At 58.7% G+C, this 19,057-nt stretch carries 13 protein-coding genes and 1 tRNA gene; 9 read left to right on the top strand and 5 right to left on the bottom strand.

Annotated elements, in window-relative coordinates:
* Positions 1–122: 122 nt before the first annotated feature.
* Positions 123–725: a glutathione S-transferase gene (locus tag CR159_RS07975; protein ID WP_233208218.1), complete on the top strand. Its 603-nt coding sequence runs from the start codon at positions 123–125 to the stop codon at positions 723–725.
* 10 nt (positions 726–735) lie between these two features.
* On the opposite strand, the gene fabI is transcribed toward CR159_RS07975, so the two are convergent.
* The 3 genes from fabI to gloB are packed head-to-tail and all read right to left on the bottom strand — an operon-like array spanning position 736 to position 3,734.
* A complete protein-coding gene (gene fabI, locus CR159_RS07970) occupies positions 736–1,518 on the bottom strand; it encodes an enoyl-ACP reductase FabI (protein WP_102073485.1) in 783 nt (260 codons plus the stop codon).
* A 31-nt stretch (positions 1,519–1,549) separates the two neighbouring features.
* Positions 1,550–2,938: a transglycosylase SLT domain-containing protein gene (locus CR159_RS07965; RefSeq protein WP_102073484.1), complete on the bottom strand. Its 1,389-nt coding sequence runs from the start codon at positions 2,936–2,938 to the stop codon at positions 1,550–1,552.
* A 7-nt stretch (positions 2,939–2,945) separates the two neighbouring features.
* Positions 2,946–3,734: a hydroxyacylglutathione hydrolase gene (gene gloB / locus CR159_RS07960; protein ID WP_102073483.1), complete on the bottom strand. Its 789-nt coding sequence runs from the start codon at positions 3,732–3,734 to the stop codon at positions 2,946–2,948.
* A gap of 17 nt (positions 3,735–3,751) precedes the next feature.
* Here gloB and CR159_RS07955 point away from each other — a divergent pair, with 17 nt between their 5' ends.
* The 6 genes from CR159_RS07955 (at position 3,752) to CR159_RS07930 (ending at position 10,130) form a co-directional block, all read left to right on the top strand.
* Entirely contained in the window at positions 3,752–4,510 is a 759-nt protein-coding gene (locus CR159_RS07955; protein WP_102073482.1) for a class I SAM-dependent methyltransferase, read from the top strand.
* A 24-nt stretch (positions 4,511–4,534) separates the two neighbouring features.
* Positions 4,535–4,987 carry a ribonuclease HI gene (rnhA, locus tag CR159_RS07950; protein ID WP_102073481.1) on the top strand — a complete coding sequence of 151 codons (453 nt, stop codon included), beginning with the start codon at positions 4,535–4,537 and terminating at the stop codon, positions 4,985–4,987.
* A gap of 66 nt (positions 4,988–5,053) precedes the next feature.
* Positions 5,054–6,163, top strand: coding sequence for an efflux RND transporter periplasmic adaptor subunit (locus CR159_RS07945; protein ID WP_102073480.1), 1,110 nt, complete (start codon positions 5,054–5,056; stop codon positions 6,161–6,163).
* A gap of 13 nt (positions 6,164–6,176) precedes the next feature.
* Complete coding sequence (locus CR159_RS07940) at positions 6,177–9,251, top strand: efflux RND transporter permease subunit (protein WP_102073614.1); 3,075 nt, start codon at positions 6,177–6,179, stop codon at positions 9,249–9,251.
* A 70-nt stretch (positions 9,252–9,321) separates the two neighbouring features.
* Positions 9,322–10,029, top strand: coding sequence for a DNA polymerase III subunit epsilon (gene dnaQ, locus CR159_RS07935; protein ID WP_102073479.1), 708 nt, complete (start codon positions 9,322–9,324; stop codon positions 10,027–10,029).
* Positions 10,030–10,055: 26 nt separating this feature from the next.
* Positions 10,056–10,130, top strand: a tRNA-Val gene (locus CR159_RS07930).
* A gap of 185 nt (positions 10,131–10,315) precedes the next feature.
* Here CR159_RS07930 and CR159_RS21660 read toward each other — a convergent pair.
* Both CR159_RS21660 and CR159_RS22220 read right to left on the bottom strand, forming a co-directional pair.
* On the bottom strand, positions 10,316–11,089 hold the full coding sequence (locus tag CR159_RS21660) for an ISL3 family transposase (RefSeq protein ID WP_199173265.1): 774 nt from the start codon (positions 11,087–11,089) through the stop codon (positions 10,316–10,318).
* Between the two features lie 12 nt (positions 11,090–11,101).
* Positions 11,102–11,491 (bottom strand): transposase family protein, encoded by a 390-nt coding sequence (locus CR159_RS22220; RefSeq protein WP_199173264.1) that lies wholly within the window; start codon positions 11,489–11,491, stop codon positions 11,102–11,104.
* A gap of 337 nt (positions 11,492–11,828) precedes the next feature.
* Between CR159_RS22220 and avs3a the strand changes: the two genes are divergently transcribed.
* On the top strand, positions 11,829–18,086 hold the full coding sequence (gene avs3a, locus CR159_RS07920) for an AVAST type 3 anti-phage nuclease/ATPase Avs3a (protein WP_102073478.1): 6,258 nt from the start codon (positions 11,829–11,831) through the stop codon (positions 18,084–18,086).
* A complete protein-coding gene (avs3b, locus tag CR159_RS07915; protein ID WP_102073477.1) occupies positions 18,064–18,744 on the top strand; it encodes an AVAST type 3 anti-phage protein Avs3b in 681 nt (226 codons plus the stop codon). Before avs3a ends, avs3b begins: the two co-directional genes overlap by 23 nt.
* The last annotated feature ends 313 nt before the right edge of the window (positions 18,745–19,057 follow it).

Genomic DNA, 19,057 nt, shown 5'->3' with positions numbered 1-19,057 from the left:
CACGCCAATAAGGCGGCATGCTCAGTCGAAAAACGCCAACCGCGCATTTTGTTCAATTAATAGAAGAAGGGGCGGCCTTGTCGATTCCTGTCCTTTATTCATTTCGGCGTTGTCCATACGCGATGCGTGCGCGATCCGCGCTCGTGGCCAGCGGCCTGGTATGCGAACTACGGGAAGTGGTATTGCGCGACAAGCCACAGGCCTTGCTCGACGCATCACCCAAGGCCACGGTTCCGGTGCTGATAGAGCCCGGCGGCGCCGTCATTGAACAGAGCCTGGACATCATGCTGTGGGCCTTAAGGCAAAACGATCCGCATGCATGGCTGGCGTTGGATCCGGACGGCGTATCCGCAGCGATGGACTTGATCGCCCAGTGCGATGGCCAGTTCAAGCACCATCTCGATCGCTATAAATATCCGCAACGCTATGACGATGTCGACGGCAGGGCTCATCGGGATGATGCCGCATCATGGCTGTTTCAGCTTGAGTCGCAGCTGGCAACGACTCCTTTCTTGTTCGGCGACCGCCTGACGGTGGCCGATGCGGCGATTGCCCCGTTCGTGCGCCAGTTCGCCCACACCGATCGCGACTGGTTCGAGAGTCAGCCGTGGCCGCGGCTTCAGGCCTGGTTGCAGCGATGGGCGCAGTCACCGCTGTTCGAACGAATCATGGGCAAGTACCCGCCATGGGTAGCGGGCCAGGCGCCGGTGCTTTTCCCCGGCTGAGCCTGTCGTCTTATTCCATTCCTGGCACGACGGTTGAAAACCCACTGTCGACGTGGGTGATCTCGCCGGTAATGCCGGCAGCCAGGTCCGACAGCATGAAGGCGGCCACGTTACCGACGTCTTCAATGGTCACATTGCGCCGCATAGGTGCGTGGGCTTCCACATACTTGAAAATGGCGGAGAAGTCTTTGATGCCGCTGGCTGCGAGTGTTTTGATCGGACCTGCGGAAATGCCGTTGGCCCGTATTCCCAGGGGGCCGAGCGCCGAGGCAAGGTAGCGCACGCTGGCTTCGAGCGAGGCCTTGGCCAGCCCCATCGTGTTGTAGTGTGGAACGACTTTCTCAGCGCCCAGGTAGGTAAGCGTCAGTACTGAACTCTTGCGTCCTTTGAGCATGGGCAGTGCCGCTTTGGCAAGTGCTGGGAAGCTGTAGGCCGAGATGTCGTGTGCGATGCGAAATGCCTCGCGTGAGAGGCCTTCCAGCAGATCGCCGTTGAGTGATTCGCGCGGGGCAAAGCCAATGGAATGGACCAGCCCATCGAGGCCGTCCCATTGTTCCTGTAGTTCCTTGAATGTGTTCTCGATCTGGTCGTCTTCGGCAACGTCACAGGGAATGACGATATTGCTACCGAGTTGGGCGGCAAATTCGGTAACGCGCTCTTTGAAGCGATCGCCGACATAGGTGAAGGCGAGCTCGGCGCCTTGCTGCTTGCACGCATGCGCGATGCCATAGGCGATTGACCGGTTTGATAGGACACCGGTTACGAGTATGCGCTTGCCGTTGAGGAAACCCATTTGATAAATCCTTTTTTCTTGATTTGCTAGTTTAGCCGCGGATGCTTGTTCCGGGCACGCGCAGTCGAACACCCTTGGCCAATTTGCTGCCCTTGATGTTGTTCAGCTTGCGCAGTTCAGTAATGGAAGTGTTGTATTTCTTTGCCAGCGAAAACAGGGTTTCGCCACCCCTGACGGTATGTGTGCGGACGTTGGCCTTGCGGCGCAACACGACGACGTCCTTGTTGCTGCGTGACGGTCTTGAACGGGCTGCCGGTTCGTCGGCCGATACGTCAAGCGATGCAAGGTGGATGCGGCCGCGGGCCCCGGCCGTTGGCACGAGCAGCGTTTGCGCGTCGGCGACTTTCGCTTTTTTGCTCAGGCCATTCATTGTGCGCAGTTGCGCTACGCTGATTCCGTGTTGCTTGGCAATGGTCAGGTACGATTCGCCCGATTTGCTTTTATAGGTTTGCCATTCACTGAGCTTGCCCTTGTAGGCGGCCAGGTTCGCATTGAAGATATCGACCCGGTTTGTGGGCAGCAGCAGTGTGGTTTGGTGCTCGGCCAGAATGACAGGCCGGTTGAACGAGGCATTCAGCGATTTGAATTCGTCGAGCGGCATTTCGGCAAGCTGGGCGGCGACGGCGATTTCAATATCGGTAGTGGGCGCCGCCTGCACCTTGGTGAAGTACGGCTCGTTGGTGACGTCGGGCAGTGTTATTCCGTACTTCTTGGGGTTGGCAATGATGTTCTTGATGGCCTGCAACTTTGGTACATAGTTGCGCGTTTCCGATGGCATGTTGATGGTGGCATAGTCGGCTGGAATGCCGGCCTTGGCATTTTTTTCCATGGCACGCTTGACCGACCCTTCGCCCCAGTTGTAAGAGGCCAGTGCCAGATACCAGTCGCCCTGGAAATCGTACAGATAGGCCAGGTAATCGAGCGCTGCATTGGTCGAGGCTACGGGATCACGACGCTGGTCGCGCCACGCGTTCTGCTCCAGGTTGTAGTGCAAGCCCGTACTGGGTATGAACTGCCAGAGACCCGACGCCTTGGCACGCGACAAGGCGGTTGGGTTGTAGGCACTTTCGACAAAAGGCAGAAGGGCCAGTTCGGTGGGCAAGCCGCGACGGTTGAGCTCGTCGACGATATGGTAGAGGTATTTGCTTGCGCGCTTGCTCATTAGCAAGACCGACTGCGGATGCGATGCGTAGTAGTTGGTCCAGTGTTCGGTAAGTTCGTTGTTCAGGTTTGGTATCGCGAACCCGCGCCTGACCCGGTCCCACATGTCGCGCGGAGGGTGAGTCAAATCGATCGTGCGCGACGTTTCGGCGGCCGTGTAGTTCTTTTTCGGGGGCGCGTAAGGATTTTCGGGACTGTTGGTGGCGCATCCAGACAAGACTGCTATGATGAGCAGAATGAATAGTCGTAGGCTGGTCATCGGCGATTCATTTGAAATTGTTCTTCCATTCACGCAAACTTGCAAAAACCGCTACGGCTGAATCCAGTTGCTTGCCCGCATAGCGCGAGGCGGAGTTCGAGACGGTGGCTTGCGAGGTTCGAAAAAAAGGGTTGGTCTGGTGCTCGGCGGCGATGGTGGACGGCAATGTAGGCGCGCCTTCCTTACGGAGTTGCGCGGCCGATTCCCACAACCGATGCAGAGCGGCGTTGTCGGGCTCTACTTCGAGCGCCCAACGTAGGTTCGCAAGAGTGTACTCGTGACCGCAACAAACGAGTGTATCTAGCGGTAAACCCCGTAGTTCACCCAGAGAATCGAACATCTGGGTTGGCGTCCCTTCAAATATCCGGCCGCATCCTGCTGCAAATAACGTGTCGCCACAGAAAACCAGGGGTTTTCCCCCGGCATAATGCCCGTGATAGGCAATATGCCCGGCCGTGTGTCCGGGGATGTCCAGCACATGCAGCGAAAGGCCCACTTCGGGAAGCTCGACGGCATCACCGTCGGCCAGCGGGTAGTCGCAAGCCGGCAAAGTTTCTGTTGCAGGGCCATAGACGACCGCCCCTGTTCGCTGTTGTAATGCCAGGACGCCTCCCACATGGTCTGCGTGGTGGTGAGTCAGTAAAATGGCGTCCAGTACCAATTCGTGCTGATCCAGCACGGCAATGACCGGATCGGATTGTCCTGGGTCGACAACAATGGCGTGTCCGTTCTTGCGTACCATCCATATATAGTTATCGGAAAATGCGGGTATCGGGATAAGTTCAGTATTTACCATAAGCTACGGGAGTACATGTGTTGGCGGACCAACCTCTGATTGTAGAGCTGGCTGAGTGGCTGGGCACTGCGCCAGGCCAGTATGTGCAGGCGTGGGAACAAAAACAGATCGACGGCATCGTTGCAAATGTATTTGGTTATCATGCCATACAAATCGGCCTGCCGCAGTGGGACTTATTACGGACAAACCGTATTCCCTTCAAGGGGCGTACCCGGATTTTATTCGACCAGGCCGGCGAGCAGGGTGCCGTGTTGGTAACCGACCCCGAGCATCTCCCTTTTGATACGCAAAGCATTGACTTGCTGGTCCTGCCTCACGTGCTGGAGTGTTCTAATGACCCCCACCAGATCTTGCGTGAAGCCGAACGCGTACTCATGCCCGAAGGGCGGGTGGTCATATCTGGATTCAACCCCTGGAGCCTGTGGGGCGGACACGAGCGTATCCCGGGACTGGATCCCTTGATGCCCATTCCCGCCCATATGCAGGTATCGCTCGCGCGCCTGAAGGACTGGTTCAAGCTATTGTCCTTCGAGCTTGATCGGGGCCGCTTTGGTTGTTATGCGCCTCCATGCGCCAGTAAAACGTGGCTGGACCGCTGGGCATTCATGGAGGCGGCGGGTGACCGATGGTGGCCGGTTTGCGGGGCGGTGTACGTGGTGTCGGCGGTGAAACGGGTTGCCGGCATGCGGCTGGTGGGACCGGTATGGAAAACACCAAAAAAACGCGTTCGGCGCCAAGCGGTGGTAACGAGCCGAAATTCTGATTCATTCCTTTAGCGATAGTCTGGGCAGCACACTTTAATGAACAGCAGTCAAGTAGAAATATGGACCGATGGTGCCTGCAAAGGAAATCCCGGTCTGGGCGGTTGGGGCGCTTTGCTGCGCCAGGGGCAACACGAAAAAACGCTATATGGCGGCGAACCCAATACCACGAACAATCGTATGGAACTTATGGCGGTAATCCAGGCACTAAAGGCCTTGAAGCGTCCCTGCGACGTGATCGTACACACTGATTCGCAATACGTGCAAAAAGGGATGAGCGAATGGCTGGCGAACTGGAAACGGCGTGGATGGCGTACCGCCGACAAGAAGCCGGTCAAGAATTCCGATCTGTGGCAAGAGCTCGACCTGCTTGTCGCACAGCATGAATTGACCTGGCGTTGGGTGCGCGGTCACGCGGGAGACCCCGGCAACGAGCGCGCTGATCAACTGGCTAACCTGGGCGTGGATCACGCGCGTGCAGCGCTTCGCTAGAAAAGTATCAGTTACCCGGCCTTCCAATGCTACAGTCACAAATTGTGTCCAGATCTTTTATATTCAATGAAAAACCCCACGATAAGCTTTGTGCTGATACTGGCGACCGGGATAGCGCTGGGTGTCGGCGGTGCCCGGTGGCTGGCCGATCGCGACGCGAACTCGTTGCGGGCGGCGACGAAGACCGATGGAGCCTCCGTGGTAGTTGCCGCCCCGAAGAAAATCGCGGTGCAGGTTGAGCCGGTTAAGCAGGTTCCCTGGGAACGGGGGGTTTCGGCCGTGGGCAGCTTGCGGTCCCGGGATTCGGTCATGTTGCGCCCCGAAGTCACCGGACGTATCGCCGAAATCAACTTCGATGAAGGCGGCAAGGTCCTCAAAGGCCAAGTGTTGGTGCGCCTGGACGACAGCGTAGTCAAGGCGCAATTGCAACAAGCGCAGGCTAATCTAAGCCTGGCTTCCAGCCAATACCGACGTGCGGTAGAACTCACCAAGCAAGGTTTCATCAGTCAACAGGCGCGCGACGAATCGGCCAGCCAGCTAAAGGTCCAGCAGGCCGCCGCCGCGTTGGCCAAGGCCCATCTGGATAAAACCGCAATACGAGCTCCCTTCGACGGTCTAATCGGGCTGCGCAATGTGTCGGTGGGCGACTATGTCAGTCCCGGCATCGATCTCGTTCCGATTGAATCCATTGATCCGCTCAACGTCGACTTTCGAGTGCCCGAGCAATTCCTGGGGCAGGTGCGCGAAGGCATCAAGTTGGCTTTGCGGTTTGACGCGCTTCCCGGGCAGACCCGGGAAGGCGTCGTGGGCGCGATCAGTCCCCTGGTCGATGTAGGCGGGCGCTCCATCCTGCTGCGTGCTGATGTGCCGAACGCCGATGGCGCCTTGCGTCCTGGCATGTTTGCCCGGGTCCAGCTACAGTTTGCGAACGATCAGGCCTTGGTCGTGCCCGAGGCGGCACTTGCCCCGTCGGGCCAGTCGCAGTATGTTTTCCGCCTGGTCGATGGGCATGTCAATCGTGTCGAGGTGAATATAGGCCAGCGACGCGCCGGCCAGGTCGAGGTCATCAACGGCCTGCACGAGGGTGACCAGATAGTGGTTTCAGGCTTGCAGAAAGTGTCAGACGGAGCCGCTGTTGAAGCGCTCCCGCCCGCCGAAAAGCCAGCGGCCTCCTGATTTTGGTGTTCCCATGATTCTTTCCGAAGTCTGCATCAAGCGCCCGGTATTCGCGACAGTGTTGTCGCTGATCATTGTGCTGGTTGGCTTGATCTCGTACCAGCGACTGACCGTGCGCGAGTATCCCGCTATCGACGAACCCGTCGTGTCGGTGGTCACTGCCTACAAAGGCGCGTCGCCGGAAGTTGTGGAATCACAGGTAACCAAGCCGCTGGAAGATCAATTGGCTGGTATTGAAGGGGTCAACGTAATGACCTCACGCAGCCGGTCCGAGCGCAGCCTCATCAATATCAAGTTCAATCTGTCGCGCGATCCCGATGCCGCTGCGGCAGAAGTACGCGACAAGGTATCGCGGGCCCGGCGATTCCTTCCGGATGAAATCGACGAGCCCATCATCAGCAAGGTCGAGGCCGACTCCAGCCCCATCATCTATATCGGGGTGACTGCCGGAGACTACTCGCCTTTGCAGGCGTCGGACTACATCAATCGTTTCGTGAAGACGCGGCTGTCCGTGTTGCCGGGAGCCGCCGAGGTGCGAGTGTTCGGCGAGCGCCTTCCCTCCATGCGGGTGTATGTCGATCGGGCCAAGCTGGGTGCTTACGGCCTGATTGTGCAAGATATCGAAGCGGCGCTGCTCCAGCAGAATGTGCTGATACCGGCCGGGCGTATCGAGTCCCAGGACCGGGAATTTTCGGTTGTGTCTTCCACCGACCTTCAGACGCCAGACCAGTTCAAAGGGGTGATCGTTGCCAATGTTCGCGGCTACCCGGTACGGCTCAGCGATGTGGCCGACGTCGAAATCGGACCTGCCGACGACCGTGTGCTGGCGCGATTCAATGGCGAGCAAAGCCTGACCATAGGCATTACCAAGCAATCCACCGCGAATCCGCTTGATCTGTCCAGGGAAGCCCGCGACGAAGTGGCGCTGATCAATGAGAACCTGCCGGCCGGCATGAAGCTGACCATTGCCTACGACAGCTCCGTGTTCATACAAGAGTCCATCAAGTCGGTGTATATGACGGTGGTCGAGGCAATCATACTGGTGGTGCTGGTTATTTTCTTTTTCCTGCGCAACCTGCGTGCCAGCCTTATTCCCATTGTCACCATTCCCGTGTCGCTCATCGGGGCATGCGGGATCATGTACCTGTTTGGTTTCTCCATCAATACATTGACGCTGCTGGCCATGGTGCTGGCCATTGGCCTTGTTGTCGACGATGCGATTGTCGTGCTCGAGAATATTTTCCGGCACATCGAAGAGGGCAAGACCCGGCTGGAGGCGGCCTTCCTGGGCTCCAAAGAGATCGGCTTTGCCGTCGTCGCCATGACGCTTACATTGGTGGCCGTGTATGCGCCATTGGCCTTTGCCACCGGCCGTACGGGCCGCCTGTTCATTGAATTCGCACTGACATTGGCCAGCGCGGTGCTGGTGTCCGGATTCATAGCGCTGACCCTTACACCCATGATGTGCGCAACGATGCTGCGCCACGAAGTCGGCCATGGGCGTGTCTATACCTTTATCGAGAACCTGCTGGTGGGCCTGACCCAGCGTTATCGCAATGGCCTGGCGCGCGCACTGCGGCACCGCATCATAGTGCTGCTGGTTGGGCTGGCGGTGGCCGCGGGCAGCGTTGTCTTATTCAAAACGGTTAAAAGCGAGCTTGCCCCCATCGAAGATCGCGGCGTCATATACGGGATGGTCAGCGCACCGGAAGGGTCCACCATGGACTACACCAAGCAAAGCGTGATGAAGATTGAAAGCTTCTATGCCGACATACCAGAGGCGAGTGGCAATCAGACCATCATCGGCTATCCCACCGTTATCGACGGCATAGCCATCCTGCGCCTCAAGCCCTGGGATGAGCGGTCGCGTTCGCAACAAAGCATTGCCGCGGCGTTGCAGCCCAGTTTTGCCGCGCTACCGGGTGTACGCGCCTTTCCGACCAACCCGCCGTCGCTGGGCGAGCGTGCCACGTCCAAGCCCGTCGATTTCGTGATAATGAGCCAGGCCAGCTATCCCGAGATGGCCAAGCTTGTAGGCGGCTTCGTCGACAAGCTGCGCGACTACCCGGGGCTGCAGAATATCGACACGGATTTGCGGCTGAATACGCCGGAGCTCAGGGTGGTTGTCAACCGCGACAAATTGGCCGATGTGGGCATCGACGTGGGCGACGTAGGGCGTACGCTGGAGTCGATGCTGGGCGGGCGCCAAGTCACGCGTTTCCAGGACAGCGGTGAACAGTACGATGTCATCGTCCAAGTCAAGAAGGCTGATCGTGCCGATCCGGCCGACATTTCCGATATCTACCTGCGTACCAATGCCGGCAGCATGGTGCAGATGTCGAATTTTGTCGATGTGGTCGAGAGCGTTTCTCCACAGTCGCTGAACCACTTCAACCGGTTGCGTGCGGTGAAGGTCCAGGCATCGATCGCTCCGGGCTATGCGCTGGGCGAGGTGCTCGAGCACATGAACCAGGTGGCAAGCGATACGTTGCCGCGTACTGTACAGACCGACCTCGACGGGCAGTCCCGCGAGTTTCGTGACTCGTCAGGAAGTATCTACCTGGTTTTCGTGATGGCGTTGGCCTTTATTTACCTAGTCCTGGCCGCGCAGTTCGAAAGCTGGCGCAATCCCCTGGTCATCATGTTCTCTGTACCGTTGTCCATGACAGGCGCCTTGCTGGCCTTGTGGCTCTCGGGCGGGACCTTGTCGATCTATAGCCAGATCGGGCTTATTACCCTGGTGGGCCTCATTACCAAGCATGGAATTCTTATTGTCGAATTTGCCACCCAGCTACGGGAAGAGGGTGTCGATATCTTCGAGGCAGTCACCGAAGCGAGCGTGTTGCGCTTGCGTCCTATACTTATGACCACGGGCGCCATGGTGCTGGGCGTTCTGCCACTGGCTTATGCGACCGGCGCAGGCGCCGAATCACGCCAGCAAATCGGGTGGGTACTGGTCGGGGGCCTCAGCCTGGGCACTTTGTTGACACTTTTCGTCGTGCCAGTGGCCTACACCTTGATTGCACGGAAAACGAAGCCGCTCGGCGCGCAACAAAGCGGTGATTTGCCACTGGTCGTTGCTGAGTGACGGCGCAGTTGCCGCGCGCAGAACGTGTTATTGGCTGTAAAGAGTATTAGCTGTAGAGAACAGGATTTATATGCGTCAAATTATGCTGGATACGGAAACCACTGGCCTTGACCCGGCCAGGGGGCATCGGGTGGTTGAACTTGCCTGTGTGGAAATGGTGAATCGCACCTTGACGGGCCGTCACTTGCATCTGTATTTGAATCCCGACCGCGACAGTGACCCCGAAGCGCTGGCCATTCACGGCTTGACGACTGATTTCCTGTCCGGACACCCACGATTCGAGGACGTCGCGCAGCAACTGGTGGATTACGTCAAGGATGCTGAAGTCATCATCCACAATGCGGCATTCGACACCAAGTTTCTTAATGCTGAGCTCACTCGCATTGGCCTGCCCACCTTCGACACGTTGTGCGCCAAGGTGACCGACTCCTTGCTGCATGCGCGCGAACTTCATCCCGGAAAGCGCAACTCGCTGGATGCCTTGTGCGAGCGCTATGGCATTTCCAATGCTCACCGCACGCTGCACGGGGCCTTGCTCGATTCCGAGCTGCTGGCCGACGTCTGGATCGCCATGACGCGCGGCCAGGACGCCTTGCTGATGGATTTCGAAGACGAGGGCGGAATGGACTCCAACGGTGTGCGCATCGAACGCTTCGACGCGTCGGTCTTGAAAGTGCTGTTGGCGAGCCCCGAAGACGTCCAGCTGCATGAAGACTACTTGGCGGGGCTGGACAAGGCGGCTGGCCGCCCCTGCGTCTGGCGCGTTGTCGCGGCGTAACTTGGTGTACAATTGCGCCCTACCTCGGGCGGTTAACTCAGTGGTAGAGTGCCACCTTCACACGGTGGAAGTCACAAGTTCGAACCTTGTACCGCCCACCAAATTTCCCTCAGCTGGCCGATGCCGCCATTGTGCAGTTAAGCATAAAGTGGCCAAATTGCGGCTCTTCCCCATCGGGGGATTATGGCTCTACCCCACAATCGGGGGATGGCATTCACTAGACCCGGTTGATCACACCGGGCTCTTCCCCATAAACGGGGGACGGGCACTCATCACACTCGGTTAATCACACCGTTCCAACCGCACAGGGCCAAGACCCGCATGCGGTAATTCTCAAATTCCTGAATCCAAACGCCCTGCGTGAAATCATCTCCATCTTCGTGTGGAACCCTTCAGTGATTCCGTTCGATTTGGAGAAGCGCCACATCCCGACAATGGGCTCCAGCCACGATGTTAACGTGTTGGCCAGCGCCTTGGCCGGACTGTTGGCAAATTGCTCAATTAACGCCAGAAAGCGCGGCAGCATTTTCCTGGCCCGTTTGGCATTCAAGGTCTTGAGCAACAGAAAGTGCATCAAGCGTTGCTTGGCCTGGTACAGCGCCCTCAGGACCGGGTACCGTTCCAGATACTGCATCAAGCGAATCTGTTGATCTTGTGTCAGGTTCCATCGGTGCCGACGCATCAGACTTAGTAACCCCCGGTGCTTCCTGCCTTCAGGATCTTGCTGCTGCCACAGCTTCAAAAAATGATGGTTCACCAGGCGAACCACATGAAAGCGATCGGCCACAATCTTGGCGTTCGGAAAGTACTTGCGCACGATCTGGCGATAGGTATCGGACATATCCATGACCACCACCTTGACCTGCTCGCGCCCTTGCAGACGGCTTAGATAGCGGCGCAAGCTGGGCTCGGAGCGCCCCAGCACCACATCGAATACCTTGTGATGCTTCAAATCGACGAGCGTCGTGGCATAGCCCTTCTTGCGGCTAAAGAAGTGTTCATCAATGCCCAGTACTTGAGGGCAACTACGGCCAGATAACTCTGAGACCCGTTGCTTCACAAACGATTGATATCAGCGTTCAACCGTGGCACTGCCAATCTTATGTGTCACGGTCAGCCTGCGCTGGCTAACCCCACCCTCATGGGCTTCAAATACCTCCAGCCGATACGCCTCGGTAGCTCGAAGCCGAGGGCGAATGCCGGCAAATCGGTGTCGGAAATAGCGATTGCAATCGGTGCAGTGGTACTTGGGCACGCTCAAGTGCAGCACCATGACCTGGTTGCCCTGACGCGTGTGCTTGAGCGTACGCTGGTGCGTCGCTTTAATGCGCACCGGCGCTTGCCGGCAATGCACGCAGGCCGCACGCTTGGCCGGTCTGGCCCAAACATGAATATCGCGGCGCCGCTCCACGCGCTGAACTACTAAATCTTTTAACCCTAAGATAGAATCTACTGGGGACATCGGCATTCGCTCCATTAAGCTCGTTCTTCGCAAAAACAAGTTTAATGAATGCTGATCGTCCCCCTTTTATGATGAAGAGCCCATGTTATGCAGGATGTGGTTTCCCATATTGATGAGCTTGGTTGGGCGTAAGGTCGGCTTACGACCCAGAGCGGAAGTTCCACAGATAAATGCCACGACTGCTTTGCAGCGGGTGCGGTCCTTCACTTTGCCAAACTCGACGCCCGAAAGCGGCCCCACAACGTTCGAAGTAAGGAACTGGTCGCAGGCAGGGCCGCCGAGGACATCCCGGGCTTGTAAACTACGTCAAAAGGCGGATGCAGGGAGTGTCGAAAATATGGCGAAGCAAGGTTCTGTAGGTCCCTCCAGGAGCGGTGACCAGTTCCACTATCAATGGGCTGCCCGGCAATGCCTCGGGCTGCTTTCCGGGGAGGATGGCCTGGTGGCGGTGGCGATCGAAGGAGCGTCACTGGACGAGGGCGCCGCATCTACGAGCGTTGGCGACGAGGTCATTGACGTCGGCCTGTACTACGGGAGCGAGGACGTCACAGCGGCAAAGTCCATCCGCTATGTGCAGCTCAAACACTCGTCCAAGCAAGCGCACGCCCCCTGGACGGCAAGCGGCCTCAAAGGAACCATCGAGGGCTTCGCAGGGCGTTTCAAGGAGCTGGAGGCGTCGCTTGGCCTGGACGCCCTGGCGAAGACGGTTCGGTTCGTTTTTCTGACAAACAGGCCCATGGATGGAGCTGTTTTTGAAGCGTTAGCCGATATCGCTGCGGAGTCGACCGCGCCGCGGCACCGCGAAATTGACGAGTTGCTGAAACGGTACGCGGCGTCAGCTGGCAGCAACGTACAGAGCTTCTTCGCCGCCTTCTCGGTTGAAGCTGGTGAGCCGGATCTATGGGAACAGCGCAACCTCCTAAGTCAAAACCTGAGCGCATACCTGTCCGAACCGGATACCGAGGCTGCGCTCCAACTGAAGGAGCTGGTCACCCGCCGGGCAACCGACGAGGGAGCGAAGGACCGCTCCGTCCGGCTCTATAACGTACTCCGCGCACTGCGGGTGACCGAAATTGATCTCCTGCCGGCGCCCTCGTTGATCTCGGAGCCGAAACAGGTGCTTCCTCGAGCGCAACAGGCAGACATCCTGGCCACGCTTCTCACAGCACAACGCCCGGTAGTCATCCACGCAGACGGTGGTGTGGGCAAGTCGACTCTTTCTGCTCACCTGGCTCGTGCCATGCCTGCTGGGTCGGTAACGGTCCTGTACGACTGCTTCGGTGACGGGACTTATCGCCAAACTATGAAGTATCGCCATCGGTACCGCGATGCCCTCGTCCAAATCGCAAACGAGCTCGCAGGGCAGCAGCTCTGCCTGCCCTTGATTCCGTCCAGCGGCACGGATCCCAAGCAGTTCATGCGGGCCTTCGTGTCTCGGCTCAAGCAAGCCATTGATCTCCTTAGAGCCCGCACGCCTCAGGCGAGCCTTTGCATCATCATCGACGCGGCCGACAACGCACACATCGCGGCACAAGAGATTGGTGAGCGGGCCTTTGTTCATGACTTGATCAACACGGACATGCCCGACGGGGTGCGGTTGGCATTCACATGCCGGTCTCACCGGCAGGGACATCTGGGCGCTCCGCTCGACAGCATCGTGGTTAAGTTGGAGTCGTTCTCCAAGGCTGAGACCACTACGCATCTACGGCTAACCTATCCCGAGGCGACTGACGCGGAGGTTGCAGAATTCGCTTTTCTCAGCAGCGATAACCCCCGCGTTCAAGCGCTGGCGATGGAGGGCACCCCGCCCATCGGCGACATGCTTAGGGCCCTGGGTCCAACACCGACAACGGTCCAGCGCGCGATCGGAGGCCTGCTGAGCAATGCCATCAACAGGCTGAAAGCCGAGTGGGGTCCGACCGAGGCGAATCAGATAGACCTGATCTGCAAGGGCCTCGCGGTGCTCCGGCCCCTGGTGCCCATTTCCATCTTGGCCCAGATCGCCGGAGTTCCCGAGAGCGCCGTCCGTACGTTTGCCACAGAGTTCGGGCGGCCGCTCTTCGTTAAGGACTCAGGTCTGCACTTCATGGATGAACCGGCAGAGACCTGGTTCAACGAGACGTTCAAGCCCGATGCGGCCTCGCTCGATGCGTTTCTTGCGAAGCTGAAGCCGCTCGCGGCGACCAGCTCCTACGTGGCGGCGGCGCTGCCGCAGTTGCTACTGTCAGCCGGCCGGATGGACGAATTGATCGCGCTGGCGCTCTCGAATGAGAGCTTGCCCGAGCTCAACCCTCTGGAGCGACGAGACGTCGAGCTGCAACGCCTGATGTTCGCACTTAGAGCATGCTTGCAGCAGGGGCGGCATGTTGCTGCCGCCAAGCTCGCGCTGAAGGTCGGCGGCGAGGTGGCTGGCGAGGCTCGCCAGAACACGCTCATCCAGCAGAACACTGACATTGCCAGCGCTCTGCTTGCGGCGGATCGCATCGAAGAAATGGTCTCCAGGCGCACGTTTGGCGGCGGATTCCATGGCTCGCATCACGCGTACGAGGCGGTGCTGCTTGCAGGCAACAACGATCTCATTCCAGAGGCCGCCAGCAGGTGGCGCATGGCTTGGGAATCGTTGATCGCTTGGAGCAAGCAACCACGCAACCGTCGGAAGGAGGCCGCGATTAAAGACGCCGATGTCGCCGAGCTTGCTATCGGCGTCCTGAGATTGCGAGGTCCTGCTGAGGCCGCGCGGTTCCTGAAAGGTTGGAGTCCCAAATCCACCGTGCTGAAAACCACAAGGCTCGTGGCTGCCCGACTTGCGGACGTTGGCGACTTCAAGCGACTTGATGAACTCGCCGAACACGCCGAGGGGGATGCCTGGATGTTGCTGGGTCTGGCTACTGAAGCAGCCCGGGTCGCACATCTGTTGCCAGCGGAGCCGCTGCGCCATCTGATTGGCATCTTAGTCGACCCTAAGGTCAAGTTGCCCGAAGAAGATCTCTCATGGAAGTCTGGGAGCAGCGTGCTGGACGGAGTCCGGTCTGCAATCACGCTGGCGCTCCGGTGCCTTCCGCGCGACGATGCGACTTGGGCGGAGACGTTACGCCGGTACTTACCGTTAGATCCGCCTCGCCAGTCTCATGATTTCGACGCCGAGCGCGCGAAGTTCATCCGAGCCTACGCTTTGGAAGCCGCGCTGCGCGGAAAACGGATTGAGTTGATTGATCTGGTGCCAAAGGATGTTCGCCCTGAGTTTGAGTCGGAGGGATCTCCCGTTAAGGGCCAACACGCGTCCCAGCTGCAGCATGTGACAGGGGGCGTCCTCCCTTGGTTCATCTTGGCCGCTGAGATCGCCTGTGGCCGCCAGCCTGCCAACCTCGTTCACGAAATCGAGCTTGCGCTGGCACAGACGAAATCTGCTTCGTCGCGCGACTATCAACGGAACTTCAATTTGGAGAAGGCGGCTGCCATCGAGTGGGTGCAAATCCTGCGCGATGCGGGTTCCATTCAGCCAGCTCAGATCGACGCACTGTTGAAGTGGGTCGACAAAAACGACCGCATCTATTCGAGCACTCTCACGAGGATGTGCCGCGTAACCGCACGAACGGGAGGATTGGGCGACCTCTCACTACAACTCAGCTCCAGAGCGTTCGATCAGCTCGCCGCGTCGCGCAGCGATGCGGAGACGCGGGTTGACGATCTTCAGGAGCTGGCGCGTGCCATCTTTTGCGTGAGCAAGTCGGAAGCGGCTGCCTATTTCGACAAGGCGATTGACATCGCCAGCAAGATCGGAGAGGAACACCTCTCTCGATGGACAACGTTCCTTGATCTCACGGATGCCGCACATCGCCCGGGCGAGGCGAGACCTCGAACCGCCTATCGGCTTGCACGGATTGCCGAGCTCAGCTACGAGCACATGGCCCGAGACAAATACATGGACTGGGACCGGTTGGTCGAGGGGCTGGTCGGCCTTTGCCCTTCATCCAGTCTCGCAATTCTGAGCCGCTGGCGGGATCGAGAGTTCGGCTTTGCTGGCGAGCTATTCCCCGTCGCAATCTACAGCCTGATCGACCACGGACTCCTTCCAAAAAAGGCTGCGGTCGCGCTGGGTGGCACGGTAAGTGGATGGAAACGCGTCAATGACATCAAAGCGGCCATCGACGCAGAGTCCGACAACAATCGGAAACGATCGATCCTGCGGATCGCCTACCGATTCCTCCGCATCCAGTCCTACGAAGCACCCACCTGGCGCGAACTCAAGGCTCTGGCCAACTCACTGGCGATGTCGCTTCCAGATTTGGAAAGGCTGCTTCAGGCATCAGAAGCCAAAGCCAGTGAGTCGGTGACAGCCGCCCCCGCGCCCTGGGCGGGGCCTCACAAAGAGGTCCAAGAGCCCGACTGGAATGCCATTTTCCGCGGGGTCGATCTCCGCGACGCGGCTGCGGTTCTCGCGGCACGGCGATCTCTAAAGAAGATTGACTATCGTTCGTACGTTCGCGAGTTCTATGAGGAAGGCTGTCGGCGCGCGACGCTATCGGAGATCGACGGATATCTCCGCGCGATCCTGTCGGACGACGGGTTCAGTGTGTTCAGCTTCATGGACGTCATCAGGCATCTCCCCGAGGCGAGCAAGAGGCTCCTGTCCGTCCGCAAGGAACTTAAGAAGGCAGCCCTTTCGTTGGCTGCGAGTGAACCCGACCGTGTGGGGCGCCGCGGTTGGGGCCATGAGGGCCCCTTTGATGGACTCTATGCAGAGGGCATCGTCTTAGAGAAGGACGTCGCGTCAGCCCGGATCAAGGGGTACCTATCGCAGCTCGAAACGCTTGATGCGGAAGGGTTATTCCATCTGGCGGATCCGCTTGCGCGGCACTTGACCAGCGACGAGGCCGATGAAGTGTTGAACTTCGGTTTCGACTTACTCGAAGAAACTCTTGAGGGTGAAGACGGCGATGGCCCGTGGAACGACTCGCTCGCACCGTCATCCTCTTGCGAGGAAGCCTTGGCCGGCTACTTGTGGGCGGGTCTGGCGCGCCCGTCCACTGCGGAACGCTGGAAACACGCCCACTGCGTCCGCAACTGTCTTGAGCTCGACTGGCAATCCCTGTTGTCCGCGCTGGCCACTCGCGCATCGGGCGCCGACCCGCAGCCATTCGTTGACCGCGGTCTGGTTTTCTATGAGTGGCATGCCCGCCAGTGGCTCTGTCTTGCATTGGCAAGGGGCGCGATGGATGCGCCTCGTGCCGTTGCACCTTTTCTAGCATTTCTTGACTCCTCCGCGAGGGAGCAGCATGTCGTCATCCGGCACTTCGCCTCTGATGCATTGAGGCGCCTGAACCAAGTCAGTGCGTTGCCAACGGCCTTGCTCGACATCGCGAACGGCGCAAACCGCCCTTCGCTGGCCACGGAAGTCTACGGCCGTGGCCAGCACGAGATCGTTGATGACGATGTCTCGGATGACGAGGCCGCGGACGATGACGAGAGGTACTTCTTCGGCATCGACATCGGTCCGTATTGGTTCGCTCCGTTGGGCCGTGTCTTTGGACTGAGGGAGCAGTCGATCGAACGGCGAGCACGAGCAGTCTTGCGTGGCCGCATGTCGCTAGGGCCTCGTCATCGCGCCGATGATCAGCGCTATAAGCGCGGACTCTTTCGAGGGCGAGAGACAACTCACTCGCACGGCAGCATGCCCGAAGTGGAGGACAGCGTCGTCTATCAGTCATATCACGCCATGATGTTCGTCGCCGCGTTGCTCTTGGAGACCAAACCGGTACGCCGTCGCGCTGATGAGGAAGAGGATCCGTTCAACGACTGGTTGAAAGGACAGTTGCTCACTCGCGGTGATGACCGGTGGCTTGCGGATCGACGCGATCCCGAGATCCTGAAGGTCGGCCCGGCGAGCGACGCTCGATCTGATGCCTCGTGGTGTTGGCAGGTCGATAGACAGTACCTGGATGACCAACTGACAACGGACGACGGCATGACGGCTCTCTGGGGCGATTGGATGACCACCGATGCGGTCGACGGTGAAACGGTGTCAGTCGGGTCTGTGCTCGTTCCTTCTCGTCACGCAGCGGCCTTGCTAACCGCTATGCAGACCAGCCCTAGCCCAGGAGAGATTTACCTTCCAGACGCGGATCACATCGACTATCAGGAGAAGGCTGATGACCCAGAGTTGAGGCTGTTCAGCTGGGTAAAGACGGGAAGCGACTCGTTGAACCTGGACGAATATGACCCATGGGCTGGCAAGGTAAGTAGCTCGGGCCCGCACCCTTGTCAGGAAATCCTCGATGTCCTGAATCCGATGACGGATCCAGACGCGAGATCGTGGACGCTACCAGCCGGCGGCAGGCTGAGAAGCGAATCGTGGTCGCGCAGCACTGGCTACGAGGAGGAGCGCAGCGTCTTGACCGGCTCTCGGCTCAGCGCCGACGACAAGTTCATTCGCGCACTGTTGGATGGGCGCCCGAACACATCTCTGATCGTCTGCGTCAAGGTCCGCCGCAAGCCACCGAAAGACGAGACCGGCAACGATGACTACTCCTTCTACAACTATCCCTACAACCGCTACTATCTGATCGGACACGATGGAATCACTAGATCGCTCTAAGGCCGTCATCGAGCTCGGCAAGCTGATCGTTACCGGCTTGAAGCTCGGCGACGATGTCACTGCCCAATGGATGGCGCACCTGGTCGCCGAGAAAATCTCCGCTGCTGAGGATGCGTCCGAAACCGTGCGAGATGCAGCGGTAGCGGAGTGCGTGGATGTCATCCTGAAACTCTGGGCACACCGGTACACATTGCCTCCGTACATGCAACCGCTGAGGGAGCTAGACCCGCTGATGCGCACGCTCAATTCCTTGGGCGTGAATGAGGAAGACAAACTCCGATTTTTCACGCGCTCGCCTAGCAGCGAAGAGCTTGAAGGTGCTACGGAGGACGAAAAGAAGCTCTTCGAGTTCGCGATCGGCATCGATCACGTAGCCAGGGAGCTGATCCGTCACGCACTCAGCGTTGCCGCCGAACGGTCAGTCGACGTGGTCAAACCGTGGCTAGAGCAAGCCTTTAAGGGCAGCTTGGAAGCCACCGTGGAACTGCGGATATCAAGATTCGTCGCAGAAGGTCTGCTGAAGGGCCAAGAAAAGGCCAAGCAACAAGCCATGCTCGATCGAATTGATCGGCTGGAGAGCTTTGCGAGAGCAGCCTTGTTCCTGGCCGGCGATATGAGAAAAACGCTCCCTCAAGACACCGAGGAATCGGGTGACTGAGGAGCAAGGCCCCGCGCTCCAGCGAAACAGTTTGCGCCGTCGGACATAGCGGGAGCTCCTGGGAAAGTGGATCAATCCGGCGAACAACAGGACGCCGATCGCCGTATTGATCACCTGGGTGCTGGTGGACTGATCAAGTTCGAGGATGGCGAGCTGACCGGGTGAATACCGTGATGGTCGCGCACGCCCTGGAATTCGCACGACGTTTCCGCAAGTCCGATTGTTGAAGGCGCGCGCGTGCACGGAGCTGAGGCTGAATCGCGTGACTGCCAACCGCATACGGCACCTTTTGCCAACCCGATGCTGCCCGTTC

It is taken from the genome of Pollutimonas subterranea, from assembly GCF_002849655.1.
GTDB classification, from domain to species: domain Bacteria; phylum Pseudomonadota; class Gammaproteobacteria; order Burkholderiales; family Burkholderiaceae_B; genus Pollutimonas; species Pollutimonas subterranea.
The sequence above is the reverse complement of the archived record's forward strand: the minus strand, read 5'-3'. Positions and strand labels throughout refer to the sequence as shown.